Origin of the sequence: Halobacillus sp. HZG1, from assembly GCF_035818575.1 — a bacterium.
Lineage (GTDB): Bacteria > Bacillota > Bacilli > Bacillales > Halobacillaceae > Halobacillus > Halobacillus litoralis.
Window position 1 is genome coordinate 1 of sequence record NZ_JAYLVQ010000042.1, and the last position, 19,432, is coordinate 19,432.

Consider the following 19,432-nt stretch of genomic DNA (forward strand, 5'->3'; position numbering starts at 1 on the left):
TATATAGCAAAGGGGCGGAGGGGAATGGCGAGACTCCTATCTTAAGTGTGGAAGCGCCTCGCTCAGCGGCGTATGGACTGGACTGAGCTGGCGGAGATAAAGGAAACACGAAGAACGAAGTGATTCGATGTTGACTTATCGTACAGAAGCGAGGGAAGTCTCACTAGGCGCCGGAACCGGATATCTAGGAGGAAAAAAGTGCTTGGTGAGACCCCACAGGACGCAGTCCGAGGAGGCTCACCGCGCTCCCGCGGAAAGCGAGTCATTCCCCGCAGCCCCATACACTCAACAAAAATCTCGAAACTGAGCCTTCAACTAAAGGGAGCTTTTCTGAAACAAAGAGAAGGGATAGGACAAATAAAAAGAGGATGAAGCCATAATGGCTTCATCCTCTACGATTGTTACCTTCCCATGCCCTTCAAAAAGTGAAGGAGCATCGTGATGCTGCGGTTGATTTCCGGATCTTTAAGCGCTTTGGCAAGATCGAGGAAGGACGTCTTATCTGTCGTCCCTTCCCCTTCCATCGCTTCAAGACCGTGATTGAGTCGGGAACTCAAGTCACGTATACCTGTCACATTAATCTCTCCCAAGAGGAAGACGAGTTCAGGCAGGTTGCGCAGCAAAGGTTCATATTGATCCTTATCGATTTCTTTCACAACGTTTGCCAAGGCCTCATCCTTCGCCTTTACAAAAGCAGTAACGGAGTCCAGGGTACCGCCGTTGTCGAGCGCCTTCAACAATTCAATGCCTTTGAGGATGGAATCTTTATTGTCGGCAACAGCTTCTTTCACTTCCTTAACGTCCTGTTCTACTTGGTCTTCCCTCGATACTTCATACCTTTTGATTTTCGTAATGGCTTTAGCCATCATCGTCCCCCCTTGCCTGGGAATATATAATCCTGACGCTTCCATTTTTCCTGTACTTTGACACCTTTTTGCGGAACCGGGTTCCCGCGGCGGTGGTTGTTGTGCGGAATCGGTGATTTACCTTTCTTTTTCAACACTTTCATCTTCACCGCGATTTCCTTGTACGCCGGCGTGTTCGTATCTTTATCGACACGGTTGTCGGTCAGGAAGTTGATCGCTGACTTTCCGTTGTCGTTGAGGGGAAGGAAAATCTCCTTGCCGCGTACGCGGTCGGTAACGGTAACGACCCCGGTTGCTTCTCCTGATTCTGAGATCAGCTTCACTTCGGCGCCCTCTTCAATGCCGCGCTCTTTCGCAAGCTCTTTCGACACTTCGATAAAAGCGTTCGGCGTTTTACGGCGAATACCTTCCGACTTATACGTCATGTTCCCTTCGTGGAAGTGTTCGAGCAAACGACCGTTATTGACATGCAGGTCGTATTCTTCATTCGTATCGTACTTCATCTCATATGTCAGTGGATACAGCTTCGCTTTGTTATCTTCAAAAGGGAAACCTTCTGTAAATAAGAGCGGCTGATCAGATCCATCTTCTGCGACCGGCCATTGCAGGGATTTATAGCCTTCAAGGCGATCATAATGAACGCCTGCGAACAACGGCGCAAGCCCTGCCGCTTCGTGCATGATTTCAGAAGGGTGCTGGTAATTCCAGTCACGGCCGAGTTCTTTGGCGATCAGTTGAATGATCTGCCAGTCCGGCTTCGTTCCTTCAAGCGGCTCAAAGCTCTGATACAAACGCTGGATGCGGCGTTCCGTGTTTGTGAACGTTCCTTCTTTTTCAAGGCTTGGCGATGCCGGCAGCACAACATCTGCGTATTCAGCTGTCTTCGTTAGGAAAAGGTCCTGAACGATGAACAAGTCTAATTTTTCAAATGCGTCTGTGACATAGTTGATGTTGGCATCCACGATTCCTGTGTCCTCCCCCATGACGTACATCATGGAGAGCTCACCATTATGAATGGCCTCGATCATTTCGTGGTTATCCATGCCCGGTTCTTTCGGAATCGTGGCATCCCATGCTTTTTCATAACGGGCACGCACCTCATCGTCAGCGGTCTTTTCATAACCAGGGAAGAAGTTCGGCATGCTTCCGAAGTCACTGCATCCCTGCACGTTGTTGTGACCGCGGAGTGGATAAGCACCTGTACCCGGCTTGCCGTAGTTTCCGGTGATAAGAAGCAGGTTACTGATGGCCGTACTCGTATCACTACCGAGCATATGCTGTGTGACACCCATCGCCCAACAGACAGCTACGGATTCCGAATAGGCGATTTCCTTCGCGACATCCTTCAGTTCCTGCTCAGGGATTCCGGTCAGGTTCGAAGCATAGTCCATCGTGAACGGCTCCAGACTGTCTCGGTATGCATCAAAATCGTTGACCCATTCCTCAAGGAAGTTCTTATCTTCCCAGCCCTGATCAAGAATGTACTTCGCAACAGCGGATAGCCAGACGAGGTCTGTGCCTGTCTTCGGCTGATAAAAGCGGTCGGCGCGCTTCGCCATTTCATGTTTTCTCAAATCAAAGACGAAGAGCTTCTGCCCGAACAGCTTTTGAGAACGCTTGATCCGGGATGCGAGTACCGGATGGGATTCCGCCGTATTCGACCCGATCGTCAACACCAGTTTACTTGCTGCGATATCATCGATGGATCCGGAGTCGCCTCCATATCCTACGGTGCGGAACAAACCTTTTGTAGCCGGGGCCTGGCAGTAACGGGAGCAGTTGTCCACATTGTTCGTGCCAATGACCTGACGGGCCAATTTCTGCATCACGTAAGATTCTTCGTTGGTCGCTTTCGAAGAAGAAATGAAAGCCAGGTGGTCGGCGCCTTTTTCTTCCTTGATCTCCGTCATACGATCCGCAACGTGTGCGATGGCTTCGTCCCATTCCACTTCTTCAAAATGGTCGCCGCGGCGGATGAGCGGCTTCTGCAGACGCTCTTCACTATTGACATAATCCCAGCCGAACTTTCCTTTTACGCATGTAGAAATGCCGTTCGCCGGAGATTCGGCACTCGGTTCGACTTTGAGGATTTCCCGTCCTTTTGTCCATACATCGAAGGAACAGCCGACGCCACAGTAGGTGCAGACCGTTTTTTCCTTTTGGATGACTTCTTCGCGCATCGCTGCTTCTGTATCCGATACAGCGAAAAGCGGTCCGTATCCTGTTTCCACTTTCTTCGTTAGATTGATCATCGACTTCAAAAGGCCCGGCTCCGTATCGGTCAAGAAACCGGCATCGCCTTCCATCCCTTTTTCCATCATTGCGTTACAAGGACAGACGGTGGAACACTGCCCACAGTTGACGCAGGACGATTCATCGATCGGCACATCATTGTCCCAGATGACACGTGGTTCCATGCGATCCCAGTCAATCGTCAGCGTCTCGTTTACCTGGACATCCTGACAGACCTCCACACATCGTCCGCAAAGGATACATTGATCCGGGTCATAGCGGTAAAATGAGCCGGAATCATCCTTATCGTAACTGGTCGGCTGGAACGGACGCGACTGATGTTCCAGTCCGAACTCCGCCATTGTATTGTGAATCTCACAAGAGCCGTTGTTGTAATCACAAACGGTGCAGTACAACTCGTGTTTTTCCAGAATGCGGTCCAACGACTCCTTTTGTGCTTTATGTACATGAGGTAGTTTCGTTTGGACCTTCATACCTGCGGTCACACTCGTGCCACACGCCCTCGTCAATTCACCATCGACCTGGACGATACACGTATCACATGTCTGGATCGGTCCAAGCGACTCGTTGTAGCAGATTTGCGGCACCTGTTCTTCTGCCTGATTCATCAGTTGCAGCAGGTTCTGACCCGGTTCCGCCAGAAATTCTTTTCCATTGATCGTCACTACTGTGTGTTCATTCAATCGTTACTCCTCCTCCATGGGCTGCAGCAATACGCCTCGGATGAGTGTACACATTCATCCGCTCCCCCCGTAAAAATCCGACAGCCGTTATGTTCAAATCGTCCGCAAGCTGAAGGGCTAAATCTGTCGGTGCCGATTTGGACAGCAGGACACCGAATCCCATTTTTGATATTTTCAAAAGGACTTCGGAAGAAATCCTGCCTGTAAATAAAATGATCTTCCCTTTTCTGCTTAGCTTTTCTTTTAATAAAAACCCATACAATTTGTCCAGCGCGTTATGACGGCCGATATCCGCATACGCTTTCACAATCCCATCTGACGTAGCGATGGCTGCCTGGTGCACCCCGCCCGTCCGCTGGAATAGACCCGCCTGGGACTGGAACTCTTCCATCAACCGAAAGCACACTTTCGGATCGAAGGTACTCTCATCCATAGCCGTCCGGGCCGTCGCCGCATCGCTTTGAAAATAAAATGCCCGACTCTTCCCACAGCAGGACCCGAGCCACCTTTTCTGCCCGCTTTGCACCTGAGGAAGGCTACTCACCGTTTCCACATAAGCGAACCCGCGGTCTTCATCGATGGTCATCTCCTTGATCTCCTTCACACTCCGAATCAAACCCTCGGATGCAAGGAATCCGATGACCATTTCCTCTTTGTCCGTCGGAGTACAGACCATCGTTGCGAATTCTTCTCCGTTGACGGTCACCGTGAGTGGATACTCGATAGCGACTTCATCTTCTTCTGAGGTCCATTCTCTCTCTCGGAATCTATGAATCTGCCACGATCTCGTCCCCAATTTTTTACCCCCTTACCAATCGTTCCCTAACTTATTCCCGTTCTTTCGACAAAACAAACACCTGCCCTTTTGAAAGTTGGACAGGTGTCTCGTTGAGGATGTTCTCTATTTATAATCTTCTCTTATTCTATCCGTTTCCCTTTATTTTTGAGGTGTTTACACTTACCTTTCACAGAATCATTTTTTCATTTATCGAATCAATGGCACAGACCACGGTGGGTCTTCTAAAAACCCTCTTTCCCATCTTTCTGTTGTGGGTCGCGGCCGGTTTCCAGACTACCCTTGTCCAATGAGGATTCTGCCTCTACCTTTTTCTTAAATAGGAAATAGAACCCTAGCAGCAAGACACCTCCAGCGATCCCGATTCCCCCTCCCCACAAACCAAGGGTCCGGGCACTATAAACATCCAGAAACCAACCAGAGGACAACATCATGAGTCCGAGCTGGACGTTGGTCCATGATTCCATCCAGCCGAAAACCCGCCCCTGTTCTTCAGCTTTCGTATGTTTCATAAGAAAAGCATCCAGCAAAGTCCCCATTATGCCGCCGGTCAAGGCGATCGTTACAAAAGTGAACCACAGTCCCGGAAAAATGGTCATGCGGCTTGCGAGCAGATGGAGCCCTCCTTCGATGATGAGGAGAGCGAGGCATAAGAGCAGTCGATAGCTTTTGATTTTGCTAGAGAAAAAGAAACTGGCCACCAACCCTGTGCCGAGAGCCCCATATAAGAAACCGACGCCAAGTTCGCCAAGTGGAAATGTTTCAGCACCATAAACACTAATCAAGACATTAAACGCCCCATCCATCGTGGCACCAACCAACTGGATGGCAAGAATAAACATCATCCACCCTTTCCATTCGATCCGCCTTCTCCTGTGTTCTTTTTCAAGATGGCTATTATATGTGCCCCCCTTCAAAGCAAGAAGCAGGACAGCCGCTGTGATAAAGGAAAGACCGTTCAGCCAGAAGGCAAAGGAAGTGCCGAAGACATAAGCCACGACGCCACCCGTAATGGATCCTGCGATCAAAACCACTCCTTGCAGCAGCTGCTCCCATCCATTCACCTTCACCAAATCCTCTTTCTCAACAATTGAAGCAATAAAGCTTTTGCGGACAGGTTGATAAACAGCTTCTCCACATGCAAGAATGAACATCGCAGTAAAAACGAGCCACACCATCCCCTTCGTATCGACAAGCAGAAAACTGAGAGCAATCGGAAGCCTGATCACGTCGGTCAGTATGAGCATCCACTTTTTGTTCAACCGATCAGCAAGCCTTCCTCCCAGCGGAGATAGCAGTAAGTATGGAATGACTCTTAATCCAAGGGCCGCTCCTACCGCCACTCCCGAACCGGTCAGTTGTAAAAGGAGCGTCAGGACAGCCACCTGGCTGAACCGGTCACCGATTCCATTGACGATCCCTGAATAAAACAAATAGCGGTAGGAATGATGGCGGATCATATCATCCACAACCAGTTAGATATACATCTAATTAGATGTTCAAAAAAAGAAGCCATGTCGTCACCTTTGGACGACGACCGGCCACATTTCTACGGGGTTCAGCTCATACTGATTGTTTTCCCTGTACATGAACTGCTGCATGATCCATTCCCGTCTGACAGTCGCAAAATCATCGAAGAATGTCTTGATATATTCATTGACCTCTTTCTCGTCATACGTTTTTCCATGCTCAAACCATTGGACAAAGTAAGAAAGAATGACGTTCTTCTTCTTCAGCTGGCTCGGCATCTGCTTCAATGTACCTTCGACCGTGACGAAATTTTTTATGATCTTCGCCTGATCTTTCGCATCGACTTTCAATTCTTCGGCTACCACTCGTTCATCATCTCCAATCCTTAAGATCGCGGTCGTCATGAATTCCAAATTCTGTTCATTCAAATAAAAATAAATCGTATTTTTATCCCTTCTCGAGTAGACCGCCCCTGTATCTTTCAACTTCTTCAAATGGTGGGTAATCGTCGGCGGACGCAGTCCTAACTTTCCGGCAATCGCCTGCCCGTGCAGCGGCCCCTTCCGGAGAAGCGCAATGATCCGCAGTCTTGTCGGATCTCCCACCGCTTTATGAAACGCGACCATTTTCTCTAATTGCATCTTTCCACCCCACTAATTAAATGTATATCTAATTAAACAATAATCTAATTAGATGAAACTGTCAATCATGATTTCTGATTCCCACGCCATGGAATGAGAGATTCCTCTCTTAATGATTTGTATAATTTTTCTAGTTCTGAAATAATGGAGCCAAGCCTTATGATTCATAAATGAAGATATCGTTCATTTGTGCAGGAGAGGGGGATCTTATGAAAAAGCTGTTTTTCCTGTTTCTATTATTCGTGAACGTCTTTTATATCGCGCATGTTCTTTTTGATTTTGGACTGAGGATGTCCCTGCCATGGAACGTTCTGTTCGGTTTTTTATTCATCACGAGCCTTCTCTATTCCAGCATCCATCTCTTACGCTCCAAAAAGTACGCTCTATTGAGCGTGACCGTCCTATCCCTCAGTTTAGCCTCACTTGGCTGGTTTACGTTCATCAACTATATCTCTCTGATCATGGGGTAAGGGAGCTGTTTTTTCATTAAACAAACACTAAAAAAGCACCCGTACCGGGTGCTTTTTTTATTCATCCTTATAAATCATCAACCAGAATATAGGTCGCTTTCACAGGTCCGTGCACCCCGACAATCAAGTTCATTTCAATATCCGCACTGTTACTTGGTCCTGTAATGAAACTGACGCACGACGAGACAGGATTTCCTTTCTGTTCCTGTTCATGAATCACTCTCGCCGCCTGCGTCATTCGCGGTACGAGTGTACTTTTCGGAATGATGGCGATGAACGTTTCAGGGAGCAGACTAATCGATCTGCCGTTATCCGAATCATTAAAAAGGGTCACCGTTCCGGATTCGGCAAGGGTGATATCACTAAAGACAACTCCGACGCCTGCCTGCTCGGCGAAAGCAACGTCACCTTCCTGGTCATTCCAGATACGAAGGTCGAAGCCTTCTTCCGCAAGCTCTTCATAAATCCCCCGCACGCCGAATTCATCCAACCTCGGACCTCCTGCGCTGATGACTTTTTTCGAACCCTCAAACGAAGCGAACACCTTCTTTAAAGTGTCAGCAAGGCCTGATTGTGTCGTCCGTTCGAAGGAAGTATGAATGACGCGGCATTGGGCTTCCAGCTTTTCGATCAGTTCGTCCTGAGTGGCTCCCTGGAAAACACGGTCCTGCGGTTGGACAGAATACACAGGAGGTTTCACTTTTGTGCGCCGCTCTCTTCCAAGATTCTCAGCGACACGATCCAGAAACGATGTCCGGTTATGAACCGTCATGCTTCCCCCCTCCTTTTTTCTCGTTGTTTATACCATTCGCGGAAGTTTTTCTTCGCGGGTGCAGGGAAATCCCTGCTCTGTGTCCATCCTTTCAGCGGCCCTGGTCCATTTTCAATCTGTTCGTCTTTCGTCCATGGCTTCATGGCTGTCCTCGCCATTTTCGTACTTAATTTATAGGCAGCAGGTGTAGAGGCCCATTTGGCGAATCCTTTCATCATCCATTCCTCTGACTTCGCTCCCATCTGTTCCCGCTCGACGATGATTTCACGGTGACGGATCAAATGCTCATGGAGTGGAATTTTCACAGGACACGCCTCTGTACAGGCGGCGCACAACGTGGACGCATAAGGCAGGTCTTTATGGTCTTCGTACCCGTCAAGGAGCGGGGTCAGGACCGCACCGATCGGACCTGGATAAATCGACCCGTAAGAGTGGCCGCCCACATGCCGGTACACCGGACAAGCGTTGATACAGGCCGCACAGCGGATGCAATGCAATGCCGACTGGAATTCCGTCCCTAAAATTTTCGAACGGCCATTATCGACGATGACCAGATGGAAATCCTCCGGCCCGTCCGTTTCGTCTTCTAAACGCGTACCCGTAAGTGCGGTAATATAGCTCGTCAGTTTTTGACCGACGGCTGCTCTCGTAAGTAAGCTGACGACGACTTCAAGCTCTTCCCACGTAGGAACGACGCGCTCCATTCCCATAACAGCAATGTGTGTATCAGGAAGAGAGGTTACCATACGGGCATTTCCTTCATTCGTGACAAGCGTGACCGCGCCGGATTCCGCCACAGCAAAATTACAGCCCGTCACACCTAAATCCGCTTCCAGAAAATCTTTTCGGAGCTGTTCGCGAGCAAAAGCGGCCAGTTCCTCGGGCTGATCGGTTTTCGTGTACCCTTTCTTATTCGCAAACGTTTCGCGGATCTGCTCCTTATTTTTGTGAAGGGCAGGTGTGACGATGTGGGATGGCGGATCTTCATCGAGCTGCAGGATCCACTCTCCCAAGTCCGATTCCACTACTTCACAGCCGCTTTGTTCCAGTGCTTCATTCAAGCCGATTTCTTCTGTGACCATCGACTTCGATTTCACCACTTTGCGGGCCTGCTTTTTCTTTGCGACTTCCTGGACGTACGCGTTCGCTTCCTCAGCGGTTTCCGCAAAAAACACCGTTCCGCCCCGTTTTTCCACCTGCTCACTGAGCTGATGCAGGTAGTAGTCCAGGTTTTCCATCGTATGATGACGGATTTCTTCACCAAGCGTCCGCCAGTCTTCCCAATCGCCGAGTTCTTCCGCCGCTTTCAGGCGTCCCGTTCGGAAGCGGCCCTGCGCCGAAGATACGGCCTGTCTCATGAAGCTGTTCTCAATCCCGGCCTGAATCCGTTCGGCATACGGCTTGTCCCCAATTCTTATTCCCATGTGACCTCTCCTTTCTTATTGACTGTTCAGCACTTGAGCAATGTGCAGCACTTTCACATCCTGTTTGTTGCGTCGCATGCAGCCCCCCATGTTCATCAGGCAGCCCATATCCCCACCAATGAGATATTCCGCACCAGTTTCGTCGATATGCTGGGCTTTTTCTTCCACCATCTGCCCGGACACGGCCGCATTTTTAACGGCGAACGTTCCTCCGAACCCACAACAGTCTTCCTTCATGGGCAGTTCAATCAAATTCAAGCCTTCCACGTTTTCCAGTAAAATTCTCGGCGCATCACTCACTCCCAAGAGACGTGTCATATGACAGGACGGATGATACGTCGCTGTCCCCTGGAACGTGGACTTCACATCCTCCACTTGCAGCACTTCCACTAAAAATTGTGTCAGTTCATACGTCTTTTCCGCGACAGCCTGGGCCCGTGCACTCCATTCCGGCTCCTCTTTCAACGCATGAGGATACTCCTTGATCATCTGCACACAGGAGCCAGATGGACCGACCACGTATGGAGATGCTTCAAAAGCTGTAATCATCTGCTTCATCGCTTGCATCGACTCTTGTTTATACCCACTGTTGAATGCCGGTTGACCGCAGCACGTCTGATTCTCTGGAAAATCCACCTCACAGCCGAAGCGTTCAAGAAGTTGGACGGTGTCTTTCCCGACGTCCGGGGTGAACGTGTCGCACAGACAAGTAATAAATAATGATACTTTCAAGGTTATGTCCTCCCTTTTAAACATAAGGTCATCAGATGACCTAATTTTTGAGAAAGGATACTGACAACAGAATCCTTTTTATGATAAATATTCAGCTAAATGTTCTTCCACACTTTGCAAGTGACGGACCATCGCTTCTTGAGCCAGGGCTTCATCCTGAGCTTTGACGGCCTCCAGAATTTGTTTATGCTGCTTCAGCAGACGATTCGTTCCTTCCGGCGTATGCAAAAGTTTGCGGGTTTCCCTCATGGCCTGCATCATAATTTCTGACACGCTGTTCATCAAATTGATCAAAATCTGATTTTGTGTCGCCTGGACAAGAGCAATATGAAATTCGAGATCTGCCTTTTCGCCAAGCTCCCCGTTTCCTTTCGCTTCTTCCATATCGGCCAAGGCTCTCTCCATCGCGCGGAGATCCTCTTCACTTCTCGTCCGTGCAGCTGCCCCAGCGGCACCGACCTCGAGGATATGCCTTACTTCCATCAAATCTTTCATGTCGTCTTTTTTCATCAAAAAGGCGACGGAAACAGGCAATGAAAAACGGGAAGGATCGAAAGCTTTTACATACGTTCCTTCTCCCTGCCTCATTTCAAGAATACCCATCGCTCTCAGTGCGCTCAACGCCTCACGGATCGCCGATCTTCCAACGCTGAAGCTGCCCGCAAGACTCTCGACACTGTCCAGTTTGTCCCCCGGCTTCAATTCCCCTTTTTTCAATGAATCCAATAGCGAATCGGCGACTTGTTCGTATATTTTTTTCGTACGGATCGGTTTATAATTCACGCTGTTTTCCTCCAAAGTTTCGCTCTTCTCTTCCATCTATTCTAATCCAAAACCATACCCTTTAAAAGAGAAAGCGATTTTTATGCAAAGAAGAGATAAACAACAGCAGCGGTCCCGACAAGCAGACCATACAACAAGGCAGGGCCAATCGTTTTTCTTATGATATCCCCTTCTTTTCCTGCAAGTCCTACGACCGCACCCGCAGCTACGACATTGTGCACACAAATCATATTGCCGGCCGCTGACCCAAGGACCTGCAAAGACAACACCGTATCTTTAGCCAGGGCTGTTTCCTGTGCAATGCTGTACTGAACAGGTGAAAAGGTCAGGGTGGAAACCGTGGCGCTTCCGGTAATGAACGCTCCGAGCTGCCCTAGAAAAGGCGCAACCATGACCCACATGGAACCAAACCCTGCAGCAAGAGTCTGAGCGATGTATTGAGGCATGCTCACAAGGTCCTGTGCGTTCATTCCTGAATTCGTAAACACCTGGACAAGCGCAAGTGTCGCGACTAAAGCTATAGCCGCATCTTTCATGGAGAGCACAGATTCTTTCGCCGCCTTCGTAAACCGGTCCAAAGACTTTCTCTGAACAACAACAGCCATAATCGCAGCAAAGACTAAAACGGATCCCGGGGAATAAAGCACCTGCCAGGAAGACGTAATGCCTTCCACACCTAAAATATCCGCCCAGGAAAGATCAACCCAGGTCAAAGTGAAAGTTTTGACCGCTGGAACGATTCTCGTGACAAGGAGGAGCAGGACAATGATCACATAAGGAGCCCAGGCTGCCCACAAACTCATGGAAACAGGTTTATCGGCTTCTTTTTCCTCTTGAAGCGCTTCCTGCCAAGGTTCTTCAGGAAGTAGAAAACCTTTCTTCGCCGTCAGCGTAGCCACAAGCAGGCCGGTCAAAGAAGCTAAGATCGCCACGAACTCGTGACCGAACAGATTGGCATAAAGATAAGCGGACAAGGTATAGGTAAAACCAATCAAAAGTGTCCAGGGAATCATCACCTTGATATCTGTGAGCTTCCGCTGCTTCCCAAAGAAGACGGTAAGAATGATCACAAGAATCAGTGGAATGAAACTTCCTGCAAACAGATCAAAAAAAGCGACCTGCACCCCGATTTCTTTGTAAAAAGAAAGATCAGCACCTGGAATATTACTCAACCCGACCTGAATCGGTGTGCCCACTGCTCCATAAGAGACGGCTGAACTATCCGCTATCAACGCAATGGATGCAGCAGCAAGCGGTGAAAATCCTAAAGCCACCATCAACGGCCCAGTCACTGCCGCCGGTGTCCCGAACCCTGCAGCCCCTTCAATCAAGGCACCAAACAGGAAGGCCACAATGACGATCTGTACCCTCATATCCTTGGAGATGCTCCGGAATCCTTGATTGATGCGGTCTACCGCACCGGTGTTTCTTAACGTGTTTAACAGCACAATCGCTCCGAATAAAATAAACAGGATCGTTAAAGTCTTATGCGCCCCCTCCATGATTGAGGCGGCGATCACCCTTTCCCCTACACCCCAGACGAAGTAAGCAAGACCAATGACAATCAATGCGCTGTACAACATGCCTTTCTTCGCCGGCATCCGTAAAAGGACCAGGAAAATAAAAGGAGCAAGTATCGCACTTAAAGCCACAAGCAAAATCATAAGAATCCTCCCCCAACACACAATTTGTCAACGCTTTCATAACATGTATAAAAGTAAGGTCATCAGATGACCTGCTTTAATTATATTTTATACCTGGAAGGTCGTTTTTGCAATCGCTTTTATAGATTTCATAAAAAAAGACCAGGCCTTTGGAAGCCCTGATCTTTTCCTTTGTTGAGGAGCGTTTACTCCGCCTTGTTTCCTTCAGCCGGAATCGGATGTTCTCTTAACATGCGTGCAAAATGGAGCGTGTTATAAGCGAGCATTTCCACATGCTTTTTAGTAAATTCATTGTTTTGACCATCGCCCTCTAAATAGGAAGGACCTGGTCCCGCTTCGCCCACCCAGTACGCATCGACGTTCGGCGGAACGGTAAACCCGATGTGTGACATTCCGTAAAGTACAGAAGATGCAGCATGTTTGGCACCATCTTCGTTTCCGGTAATGATGACACCACCGACTTTATTGTAAAAGATCGACTGTCCTTTTTCGTTCGTTTCCCCACTGCTGCCGTATAAGCGCTCCATCGCTACCGTAGCTAGGCTGCTTTTCTCTCCAAGCCACAGGGGCGTTCCGAACAGAACGATGTCGGCTTCTTTCACTTTTTCAAAGATTTGCGGCCACATGTCTCCGCCACCAAGATCTCCACTGATGCCATAAGGAATATGATAATCCGCCAGACGGACAATTTCTGTTTCGACCCCTTCTTTTTCAAGGATATCGAGAACTTCACGGCTCAGGCCTTCGGTATGGGAAGGTTCCTCTGCCTTCGTTTTCTTCAAAGATGCATTCAGAACGATCGCTTTCAATTGTGTCATGTCATCAACCTCCTATCCTGCCTCTTTCCCCTTCATAAAATCTTTCAATCAAAAAGCCGCACATCTGGGATGTACGGCTTATCTCTATTATTGATTTTTCATGTAATCCAGAACTTTCAAGTCGATTTTCCCGCGCTTTTGCTCACGGCTCTCAAAGTTCTCCGTATGCAAGTAAGTCGTCAGCGCTTCGTAAAAACCATCCGGAGTCACATTCTCTTTGGGTAGGTAATCGAGACGCTGCAAATGATGTTCGACCTCTTTTTTCACGTCCCCTTCCACTTCCACCACTTCCTCAGGCTTCGATGCTCCGAAATAGAGCTGGTGAAGCTGATAAATGCGGTCCAGTTCTTCAATCGGTTCCGGGTGGTCATCCACACGGAGATCGACGGCGACGTCACTGAGTTCTCCATAACCTGCTTTATCTTTGACGACGAGGATAGCTGCCGATTGCTTGCCACGGCTGTCTCCCCCCGCAAGCTGAGCGGCTTTGATCGCAATCATCAAACGATCGGCAAGAGACCCTTCCGCCTGTTCAAAAGCTTCCCCCATATCTGTCACCGTTTCTTCATTTACAAGGATGTTCCCTTGAGCGGCGTAGTGTCTGCCAACTTTACCACCCGCCCACTCGTAGCACTCTTTTCCTGTAAATGTAGCCCCGTTTCCTTTCGCATCCACGATTCCGACTTGGCGGTCTTCCTTTTGAGGATCGTCGGAAATAAGGCGCTCGATCACTTCTTCAGCTGAGAGCCCTTGTTCAAGCAGCTCCAGCCCGTCCGGTCCATACTGCGGGTTGCCGAAGGCCTGGGTTGCAATCGCCCCTACACCGGCTTTCGCCCAGGGGACAATCGACCCGACGCCTAAAAATTTAGACTGTACAGCCACGCCCCACTCACCTGTTTCAGGGTCGTGCGCACAAATAGAAAACGTAGCAATAATTTTTGATTTCATTTTTTCCCCTCCACTCTTTTATGTAATTCGAGATGGTTGGACAAAATCCTGCAATATTTCGGTCTGCGGTTGAGTGCTGAGAAGATTAATTGATATCTCTTGATTTTAATTGATATATTAAAAATTTAATTGATATATCCATTTATTCGTTGATATTTTTACGTCTTGATTGATATCCTTCTCCGTTCGGCTAAACAACCATAACCCATTCAGAAGTTTATCCCACTCCCATGCGGGTACATTCCATACCGTAGCAGCTATAAAAAAAGGAGCGATCCAATATGAAACCAACGGTAAGAGAATACACAAATGACGAAAGACTGATGGAAGATGTGAAGCGTTTAAAAGATGAAGGCATCGACAACAAAGATATTTACATCCTGTCGCACGATGACGACCGCACAGATCGTATCGCCAAGAACGTCAATGCCAATACCATCGGCCTTTCCGAGCAGGACATCAAAAACGTGATTAGCAATCTCTTCAGTAAACAGGGCGATGAACTACGGACAAAACTGCAGGAGATCGGATTTTCTGAACAGGAAGCAGAAGAATACGAAGAAGATTTGGATGAAGGGAAAGTTCTCCTGATTGTTACGAACCCTTCAAAAGCAGAAACCTTATTATAATAAGAAGAATACAAAAGGAGCGCACATTCCGTGCGCTCCTTTCTTATATCAATAGGTTGTGAACCAGGTCCATTTTTGCAGATAATAGGTGGCATAGCGAATGAAAGTCAAGTTATCCTGATACTCTTTGTAGTCCGCCGTGTAGTGTCCCTCTTCATTGTTCCAAATCCGAGTGAAGTAGTCATTCACTTCCGTAAACACCTGTTCTTCCCCATTTCCTTTGATGACAACATCGGCTTCCAAGTTTAAGTTTGAGAGGTTACGGCGTGTGTAGTTCGCCGATCCAGCGATGATGACATCTTCTTCAGGATGGTCAATATACAGCATCTTCGTATGATATTGCTCGATATTGACATCATACCATCGCAGATGGATGTTTTCGTTCCCCAGGCGTTTTAATTCAGCAGCAACCGGTAAATTAGGAATGCCCGTCTTCTCGTGACCAAATGCTTTTTTGTTAGGGTCCATCACAATGTTTACCGTAGCCCCACGGTTGGCTGCATCATCAAGCGAGCTCGTAATTTTTTTATCAGCCAAATAGTACATTCCGAGCCATACGGTGTCCCCTTCACCAGCAGCCGACAATTCATCAAGAATGGATCTGTAAATTTTCCCTTCCGTCACAAATTGGGTCGTCAGAGGACCTTCCTGCTCTTCCCAAGTGCGATCTTCATAGTCAGGAAAATCAGCTTCTCCTGAATAGTTGACGACCGCTTCTTCCGCTTCTAATATATCTTTGATGATCGGCCCCGTCATCTTGAACGCCACGTTTTCATGATATCCACTCGCATCATGAGGATTGGCAGTCGAGACAATCGCAGATTTCTCCGTGACCAGGACTTTCCTGTGATTCGCCTTGATGTTCAGCAGTTTCATGTAGGACCTCAAGGTCACATCCGGAGCTTCTTTGGCCATCGGATTACTGATCCAGCCGTTTTCTCCGGTGCCCATCCAGGAAAACAACAGCCGCCAGACGCTGGAGTATAAAGGATTCGAGTCTCTCAATTTATTCAAGTTGGTCAAAACAACATCCACACCGCCATCTTCCAGGCGCTTGATCGTCTCAGACTCATACGATCCATACACGGTGTTGATCTGATCGGTTATGAAAACCACCTTCAAATCAGGGACTTCCTCTTTTCGTTTTAATATGGCGTCAACCAGGTTGCTGGAGATGTCAGGAAACTCGTTTTTTCCATTTGTGTAGCCATTGAATAGAAACATATCGGCCACAATAAAGTCTTCCGCCTCCCCTATCGTCCGGTTGATCTCTTCAAAAACCTGAAGATCATGCACCGTCTTCCCTGCTTCGTCTTCATATGTTAAATCACGGAAAAACTCGATATTTTCCATCTGATGCTTCTCTCCTTCATAAGAGATCCCCTCAGGAAGAGCTTTCCATGAAGTATGATAAGCAATGGTAACACTTAAAACAGCGATAATAGCGACAATGATCCAAAACCATTTACTTTTTCCAATCCGCTTCAAACGGTCCATTATGTAGCCTCCTCAACTAGAGTGCTTATTCTATTTTCACTATAATGCCCTGTCTCAAACCTTAATAGAAGAAAAAAAATAAAAACATAATATATTGAACGATATGGCAGGGTCGTGGAAGAGTATAATATTAATTCTGCCCACTGGGCATTCAGAAAGTGAAAGCTTGATACCCACTCTAGATGGAAGAGTGGTGGACACTCCATCTCGGTATAGGGGTTCGTTTCTCCCCTTATATGAAATGCGGTGGTTGGGAAGCTGCGAGACTCCCGTGGGAGAAGGAGATAGACGAGATTCCGCAGGACGTAGTGAGAGGAAGCTCGGCGCTCCCCACAGGAAAGCGATTTGCTTTCATGCCACCCCTAGCGCTTAACCAGGCAACGAACCCTGGAGACATCTCGAAACTGAGTCATCAAGAAAAGGCGGCGTTTGTGGACATTCATAGAAGGAAGAGCTATTAAAAATCCCCCGTCCGATGTCAGAACATCGGACGGGGGATTTAATTTAATGGCTTAATAGTTTTGGCCGTTTTACAAATAGGAGACTGACGACGATACTGCTTAAGATAAACGCCGGGAGCATGTACCCACCATTATAGATGAGGGAATACAACCAGACAGGCTGTCCCTCAGGGGCGAATTCGCCGTAAAAGACGATTCCTGCAAAAAAGTGTCCGAAAAAGCGGAGCACGCTTCCAATCAGGCAGCCGACAACAATCCATCCGATCAATCGACGGGACTCTTTCGATTGGATCGCCTTCCAGAGCGGTTTCGCTACCAACCCGGCCGCTCCGATTACTGCAAAGGCGACGATATAGTCGAGGAACGCCTGAAGTAGTGTCATAATATAGGCGCCGGTCATAATTTGATAGATTCCTAACAGAAGACCGGTGGTGACGCCCCCTTTCAAGCCCCAGCGGAAAGCCATAATGAATACAGGGACCATGGCAAAGGAAACCGAACCTCCCTGCGCCCACAGTTTAAATGATAAAAACGGGATGATATCCAACAATAATGCGAGTGCTGAAAAAATCGCAACTTCTACGAGAAATAAAACGCGACGATTTCTCATTTCAACATTCCTCCTAAAAAAAGACACAAAAAAAGCAACGCCAAATAGGGAAGCTTCCTGATGGAGGAGTCCCAATTCTGCATTGCACCATCAAAAAAGCCGCCATCCCTACGCCAGTGCTAACTGACAGGTTCGAAGGGTCAGAACGAAATGTTCACTCTCAGCCGGAGGCTCCCCTTGAAGGCTTTATACCGTTTACTTTTCTTGTTTTGTCTCTATTATAATAAACTTTTTACTAGATTACAAAACCTTTTGTATTTCCCGGGCAATCACTTCGTATTCGTGTACATTTGGAAAAATTCCAAGGTACGCTCAATGATCATATCCTTGTCATGATCAAGGGTCGCTACATGATAACTATTCTCCAGATGGATAATCTCCTTGTGTTCAGAAAACACCGATTCGAAAATGACTTCCGAGTTATGCGGAGGTACAACGTGATCCTCATCCGATACGAAAATCATGATCGGGCAGTGGATTTCATCCAGTCTATCCTTGACCATGCCCATCAATTCAACCAGCTCTCCGATCGATTTCACTGGCGTGCGGTCATACGCAAGTTCGACCGTCTCTGGATCTTTGATATCGGAACCGATCGCATCTAAAAAGCGTTCATCCGAACCCTGGCTGCTTTCCAGTGCCGGGATATCGATGGCCGCATTGATTGGAATGACTCCCTCAATGTCCCGATACTGACTCGCCATATACAACGCAAGCGTCCCACCCATCGATAAACCGACGACAAATATTTTGGAACACCTGTCTTTTAACCAGGAATAAGCTTCTTCCACTGATTGCACCCAGTCCATATGTGAGGTGGATTCCATATCCTCAGGACTTGTTCCATGACCCTTTAATCTCGGACAATAAACGGTGTAACCAGCTCTGGCATAGGCTTCAGCTAAAGGCTGCATACTTTGTGTCGTTCCTGTAAACCCATGAGAGATGAGGATACCGACTTCATTACCCTCGAAGCGCATCTCCTCTGCTCCATGCATCACGTTTTCCATTCAATCCCACTCCTTTGGCTTTCTCTTTTCCAAGTATTTTTTGTAACACGGTATTCTCCAACCACTTCCAAGGAAGCAAGCGCTTGAACCACACATTCGCTCTCACACCGGCACCGATGGGATAGCGGAGTTTCACCAGGGTTTCTTTTTCCATCAATCCCGTCATCAAATCTGATACATCCTGAGGATTGCCATGGGATTCACTGTTCAACGCATTCCACAACCCTTTTATGTATTCGGCATAAGGAGACTCAGGGTCCTGGGCGGCTTCCGGCATAACAAGACCGGACGACCAAATATTGGTCTGATAAGAGCCAGGCTCAATCAGAGCGACATCAATTCCGAATGGTTTCACTTCGAAACGGAGACTTTCAGATAAGCCTTCCAAGGCGTGTTTGGATGAGACATAAGCGGATAAGCCTGGAAAGCCGATCAACCCGCTCACACTGCTGACATTCAAAATCTTCCCACTACCCTGGGCACGCATCAGGGGAAGAACTGCTTTCGTAACGGCAATCACACCAAAAACATTGGTATCAAATTGTTTCCGGTACGTTTCAAGCGGCACCTGTTCAAGAAATCCACCTACCGCATAACCGGCGTTATTCACAAGCACGTCCAAGCGATCCAGCGTATTCACTTTTTCTGAAAATCGCGCGATCGATTGTTCATCCGTCACATCCAATGACCACACTTCAATGCGGTCACGGACCTCCTCGTCCAATGTTTCGTACGCTACGGCTTTTTCTATATTTCTCATCGTGGCAATGACACGAAAACCTTTTTCTGCACATTTCACAGCTGTATGGAAACCGAATCCACTGGATGCTCCTGTAATGAGTACGGTTTGTTTCATGATCTGACTCCCCCTTGTGCTAGTCGTTACCCCATATCATTCGATGTCA

General features: G+C 48.0%; 19 protein-coding genes and 1 riboswitch. Of the genes, 3 read left to right on the forward strand and 16 right to left on the reverse strand.

The window, feature by feature from the left end; all coding sequences use genetic code 11:
* Nucleotides 1-401: 401 nt before the first annotated feature.
* From VKA52_RS06145 to VKA52_RS06165, 5 genes are all read right to left on the reverse strand, one after another.
* On the reverse strand, nt 402-866 hold the full coding sequence (locus VKA52_RS06145) for a DUF1641 domain-containing protein (RefSeq protein ID WP_326314570.1): 465 nt from the start codon (nt 864-866) through the stop codon (nt 402-404).
* A complete protein-coding gene (gene fdhF / locus VKA52_RS06150) occupies nt 866-3,802 on the reverse strand; it encodes a formate dehydrogenase subunit alpha (RefSeq protein ID WP_326314571.1) in 2,937 nt (978 codons plus the stop codon). The genes VKA52_RS06145 and fdhF overlap by 1 nt, the downstream gene beginning before the upstream one ends.
* A complete protein-coding gene (gene fdhD / locus VKA52_RS06155; RefSeq protein ID WP_326314572.1) occupies nt 3,795-4,598 on the reverse strand; it encodes a formate dehydrogenase accessory sulfurtransferase FdhD in 804 nt (267 codons plus the stop codon). The genes fdhF and fdhD overlap by 8 nt, the downstream gene beginning before the upstream one ends.
* Before the next feature lie 224 nt (nt 4,599-4,822).
* The gene (locus tag VKA52_RS06160) at nt 4,823-6,058 is read right to left on the reverse strand and encodes an MFS transporter (RefSeq protein ID WP_326314573.1); all 1,236 of its coding nucleotides are present in this window, start codon (nt 6,056-6,058) and stop codon (nt 4,823-4,825) included.
* A 60-nt stretch (nt 6,059-6,118) separates the two neighbouring features.
* Complete coding sequence (locus tag VKA52_RS06165; RefSeq protein ID WP_160912680.1) at nt 6,119-6,709, reverse strand: DUF2087 domain-containing protein; 591 nt, start codon at nt 6,707-6,709, stop codon at nt 6,119-6,121.
* Between the two features lie 209 nt (nt 6,710-6,918).
* Here VKA52_RS06165 and VKA52_RS06170 point away from each other — a divergent pair, with 209 nt between their 5' ends.
* Complete coding sequence (locus tag VKA52_RS06170) at nt 6,919-7,179, forward strand: hypothetical protein (RefSeq protein ID WP_326314575.1); 261 nt, start codon at nt 6,919-6,921, stop codon at nt 7,177-7,179.
* 67 nt (nt 7,180-7,246) lie between these two features.
* On the opposite strand, the gene VKA52_RS06175 is transcribed toward VKA52_RS06170, so the two are convergent.
* The 7 genes from VKA52_RS06175 to VKA52_RS06205 all read right to left on the reverse strand — a co-directional run bounded on the left by VKA52_RS06175 (nt 7,247) and on the right by VKA52_RS06205 (nt 14,320).
* Nucleotides 7,247-7,951 carry a LutC/YkgG family protein gene (locus VKA52_RS06175; protein WP_326314576.1) on the reverse strand — a complete coding sequence of 235 codons (705 nt, stop codon included), beginning with the start codon at nt 7,949-7,951 and terminating at the stop codon, nt 7,247-7,249.
* A complete protein-coding gene (locus VKA52_RS06180; protein WP_326314578.1) occupies nt 7,948-9,375 on the reverse strand; it encodes a LutB/LldF family L-lactate oxidation iron-sulfur protein in 1,428 nt (475 codons plus the stop codon). Before VKA52_RS06180 ends, VKA52_RS06175 begins: the two co-directional genes overlap by 4 nt.
* Nucleotides 9,376-9,390: 15 nt before the next feature.
* Nucleotides 9,391-10,107, reverse strand: a complete 717-nt coding sequence (locus VKA52_RS06185; RefSeq protein ID WP_326314580.1) for a (Fe-S)-binding protein — start codon at nt 10,105-10,107, stop codon at nt 9,391-9,393.
* A gap of 78 nt (nt 10,108-10,185) precedes the next feature.
* Nucleotides 10,186-10,890, reverse strand: coding sequence for a FadR/GntR family transcriptional regulator (locus VKA52_RS06190; protein ID WP_160912671.1), 705 nt, complete (start codon nt 10,888-10,890; stop codon nt 10,186-10,188).
* An 80-nt stretch (nt 10,891-10,970) separates the two neighbouring features.
* Nucleotides 10,971-12,554 carry an L-lactate permease gene (locus VKA52_RS06195; protein ID WP_326314581.1) on the reverse strand — a complete coding sequence of 528 codons (1,584 nt, stop codon included), beginning with the start codon at nt 12,552-12,554 and terminating at the stop codon, nt 10,971-10,973.
* Nucleotides 12,555-12,739: 185 nt separating this feature from the next.
* A complete protein-coding gene (locus tag VKA52_RS06200; RefSeq protein WP_160912667.1) occupies nt 12,740-13,372 on the reverse strand; it encodes a flavodoxin family protein in 633 nt (210 codons plus the stop codon).
* Nucleotides 13,373-13,459: 87 nt separating this feature from the next.
* A complete protein-coding gene (locus VKA52_RS06205) occupies nt 13,460-14,320 on the reverse strand; it encodes a DUF1028 domain-containing protein (RefSeq protein ID WP_326314582.1) in 861 nt (286 codons plus the stop codon).
* Nucleotides 14,321-14,601: 281 nt separating this feature from the next.
* On the opposite strand from VKA52_RS06205, the gene VKA52_RS06210 reads away from it, so the two are divergent.
* Nucleotides 14,602-14,949, forward strand: a complete 348-nt coding sequence (locus tag VKA52_RS06210) for a general stress protein (RefSeq protein ID WP_326314584.1) — start codon at nt 14,602-14,604, stop codon at nt 14,947-14,949.
* Nucleotides 14,950-14,997: 48 nt separating this feature from the next.
* Here VKA52_RS06210 and VKA52_RS06215 read toward each other — a convergent pair whose 3' ends face one another.
* Complete coding sequence (locus VKA52_RS06215; RefSeq protein ID WP_326314585.1) at nt 14,998-16,446, reverse strand: phospholipase D family protein; 1,449 nt, start codon at nt 16,444-16,446, stop codon at nt 14,998-15,000.
* Between the two features lie 182 nt (nt 16,447-16,628).
* Between VKA52_RS06215 and VKA52_RS06220 the strand changes: the two genes are divergently transcribed.
* The gene (locus tag VKA52_RS06220; protein WP_326314586.1) at nt 16,629-16,907 is read left to right on the forward strand and encodes a hypothetical protein; all 279 of its coding nucleotides are present in this window, start codon (nt 16,629-16,631) and stop codon (nt 16,905-16,907) included.
* Nucleotides 16,908-16,950: 43 nt separating this feature from the next.
* On the opposite strand, the gene thiT is transcribed toward VKA52_RS06220, so the two are convergent.
* The 3 genes from thiT to VKA52_RS06235 form a co-directional block, all read right to left on the reverse strand.
* Nucleotides 16,951-17,517 carry an energy-coupled thiamine transporter ThiT gene (gene thiT / locus VKA52_RS06225; RefSeq protein WP_160912659.1) on the reverse strand — a complete coding sequence of 189 codons (567 nt, stop codon included), beginning with the start codon at nt 17,515-17,517 and terminating at the stop codon, nt 16,951-16,953.
* An 88-nt stretch (nt 17,518-17,605) separates the two neighbouring features.
* Nucleotides 17,606-17,705, reverse strand: a riboswitch (TPP riboswitch).
* Between the two features lie 81 nt (nt 17,706-17,786).
* Entirely contained in the window at nt 17,787-18,527 is a 741-nt protein-coding gene (locus VKA52_RS06230; RefSeq protein ID WP_326314587.1) for an alpha/beta hydrolase, read from the reverse strand.
* Nucleotides 18,481-19,386, reverse strand: coding sequence for an SDR family oxidoreductase (locus VKA52_RS06235; protein ID WP_326314672.1), 906 nt, complete (start codon nt 19,384-19,386; stop codon nt 18,481-18,483). The genes VKA52_RS06230 and VKA52_RS06235 overlap by 47 nt, the downstream gene beginning before the upstream one ends.
* Nucleotides 19,387-19,432 lie beyond the last annotated feature (46 nt).

Bases quoted from the DNA above. Each gene is read 5' to 3' on its own strand.
- VKA52_RS06180 (WP_326314578.1), bottom strand. From the start codon at position 9,375: ATGGGAATAAGAATTGGGGACAAGCCGTATGCCGAACGGATTCAGGCC.
- VKA52_RS06230 (WP_326314587.1), bottom strand. From the start codon at position 18,527: ATGGAAAACGTGATGCATGGAGCAGAGGAGATGCGCTTCGAGGGTAAT.
- VKA52_RS06165 (WP_160912680.1), bottom strand. From the start codon at position 6,709: ATGCAATTAGAGAAAATGGTCGCGTTTCATAAAGCGGTGGGAGATCCG.
- VKA52_RS06220 (WP_326314586.1), top strand. From the start codon at position 16,629: ATGGAAGAGTGGTGGACACTCCATCTCGGTATAGGGGTTCGTTTCTCC.
- VKA52_RS06170 (WP_326314575.1), top strand. From the start codon at position 6,919: ATGAAAAAGCTGTTTTTCCTGTTTCTATTATTCGTGAACGTCTTTTAT.
- VKA52_RS06160 (WP_326314573.1), bottom strand. From the start codon at position 6,058: ATGATCCGCCATCATTCCTACCGCTATTTGTTTTATTCAGGGATCGTC.
- VKA52_RS06215 (WP_326314585.1), bottom strand. From the start codon at position 16,446: ATGGACCGTTTGAAGCGGATTGGAAAAAGTAAATGGTTTTGGATCATT.
- VKA52_RS06145 (WP_326314570.1), bottom strand. From the start codon at position 866: ATGGCTAAAGCCATTACGAAAATCAAAAGGTATGAAGTATCGAGGGAA.
- VKA52_RS06175 (WP_326314576.1), bottom strand. From the start codon at position 7,951: ATGACGGTTCATAACCGGACATCGTTTCTGGATCGTGTCGCTGAGAAT.
- VKA52_RS06210 (WP_326314584.1), top strand. From the start codon at position 14,602: ATGAAACCAACGGTAAGAGAATACACAAATGACGAAAGACTGATGGAA.
- VKA52_RS06195 (WP_326314581.1), bottom strand. From the start codon at position 12,554: ATGATTTTGCTTGTGGCTTTAAGTGCGATACTTGCTCCTTTTATTTTC.
- thiT (WP_160912659.1), bottom strand. From the start codon at position 17,517: ATGAGAAATCGTCGCGTTTTATTTCTCGTAGAAGTTGCGATTTTTTCA.
- VKA52_RS06205 (WP_326314582.1), bottom strand. From the start codon at position 14,320: ATGAAATCAAAAATTATTGCTACGTTTTCTATTTGTGCGCACGACCCT.
- VKA52_RS06200 (WP_160912667.1), bottom strand. From the start codon at position 13,372: ATGACACAATTGAAAGCGATCGTTCTGAATGCATCTTTGAAGAAAACG.